The sequence below is a fragment of the Paraplanobispora takensis genome (assembly GCF_016863195.1).
Taxonomy (GTDB): domain Bacteria; phylum Actinomycetota; class Actinomycetes; order Streptosporangiales; family Streptosporangiaceae; genus Planobispora; species Planobispora takensis.
This window is the reverse complement of the sequence record NZ_BOOK01000120.1, coordinates 1-1,830: the sequence shown is the minus strand read 5'-3', so window position 1 is coordinate 1,830 and position 1,830 is coordinate 1. Positions and strand designations below refer to the sequence as shown.

Sequence of the window (1,830 nt, the reverse complement as noted above, 5' to 3'; positions counted from 1 at the left end):
GCTTTGTGGTCAAGTCCTCGGCCTATTAGTACCGGTCAGCTCCACACGTTACCGCGCTTCCACCTCCGGCCTATCAACCCGGTCGTCTACCGGGAGCCTTACCCCCTGTTACAGGGTGGGAGACCTCATCTCAAGGCGAGCTTCCCGCTTAGATGCTTTCAGCGGTTATCCCTTCCGAACGTAGCCAACCAGCCGTGCTCCTGGCGGAACAACTGGCACACCAGAGGTTCGTCCGTCCCGGTCCTCTCGTACTAGGGACAGCCCCTTTCAAGTCTCCTGCGCGCGCAGCGGATAGGGACCGAACTGTCTCGCGACGTTCTAAACCCAGCTCGCGTACCGCTTTAATGGGCGAACAGCCCAACCCTTGGGACCTACTCCAGCCCCAGGATGCGACGAGCCGACATCGAGGTGCCAAACCATCCCGTCGATATGGACTCTTGGGGAAGATCAGCCTGTTATCCCCGGGGTACCTTTTAGCCGTTGAGCGACGGCGCTTCCACATGCCACCGCCGGATCACTAGTCCCAGCTTTCGCTCCTGCTCGACCCGTCGGTCTCACAGTCAAGCTCCCTTGTGCACTTACACTCGACACCTGATTGCCAACCAGGCTGAGGGAACCTTTGGGCGCCTCCGTTACCCTTTAGGAGGCAACCGCCCCAGTTAAACTACCCACCAGACACTGTCCCTGATCCGGATCACGGACCCAGGTTAGACGTTCAAAACGACCAGAGTGGTATTTCACCAATGACTCCACCACCACTAGCGTGGCGGCTTCCCAGTCTCCCACCTATCCTACACAAGACGCTCCAAACGCCAATGTCAAGCTGTAGTGAAGGTCCCGGGGTCTTTCCGTCCTGCTGCGCGTAACGAGCATCTTTACTCGTAGTGCAATTTCGCCGGGTCTGCGGTTGAGACAGCGGGGAAGTCGTTACGCCATTCGTGCAGGTCGGAACTTACCCGACAAGGAATTTCGCTACCTTAGGATGGTTATAGTTACCACCGCCGTTTACTGGCGCTTAAGTTCTCAGCGTCGCCGCACACAAGGCACGACTAACCGGTCCCCTTAACGTTCCAGCACCGGGCAGGCGTCAGTCCGTATACATCGTCTTACGACTTCGCACGGACCTGTGTTTTTAGTAAACAGTCGCTTCCCCCTGGCCTCTGCGACCCCCACCAGCTCGAGGAGTTAATCCCGTCACCAGCGAAGGCCCCCCTTCTCCCGAAGTTACGGGGGCAATTTGCCGAGTTCCTTAACCACAGTTCACCCGATCGCCTTGGTATTCTCTACCTGACCACCTGAGTCGGTTTCGGGTACGGGCCGCCATGCTCCTCGCTAGAGGCTTTTCTCGGCAGCATAGGATCACCCACTTCGCCACAATCGGCTCGGCATCACATCTCAAGGTATCCGAGTGGCGGATTTGCCTACCACTCCCTCTACATGCTTACCCCAGGACAACCACCGCCTGGGATGGGCTACCTTCCTGCGTCACCCCATCGCTTACCTACTACCAGATCAGGCCGGGCGTTCACCCTCACCCCAAGCCCGAAGGCTCGGAGGGGTTAAGGACCCTTAGTATCACTGGGTTCGATATGGACGGCGCACAGCGGGTACGGGAATATCAACCCGTTGTCCATCGACTACGCCTGTCGGCCTCGCCTTAGGTCCCGACTTACCCTGGGCGGATTAGCCTGGCCCAGGAACCCTTGGTCATCCGGCGCAGAAGTTTCTCACTTCTGATTCGCTACTCATGCCTGCATTCTCACTCGCACGGCCTCCACACCTCGATCCCTCGGATGCTTCGCCGGCCGCACGACGCTCCCCTACCCATCC

The 1,830-nt window shown here is 58.6% G+C and carries 1 rRNA gene; it reads right to left on the bottom strand.

Features of this window, described 5'->3' with window-relative positions:
- Positions 1 to 5: 5 nt before the first annotated feature.
- Positions 6 to 1,830, bottom strand: a 23S ribosomal RNA gene (locus Pta02_RS40675); the annotation flags it as partial.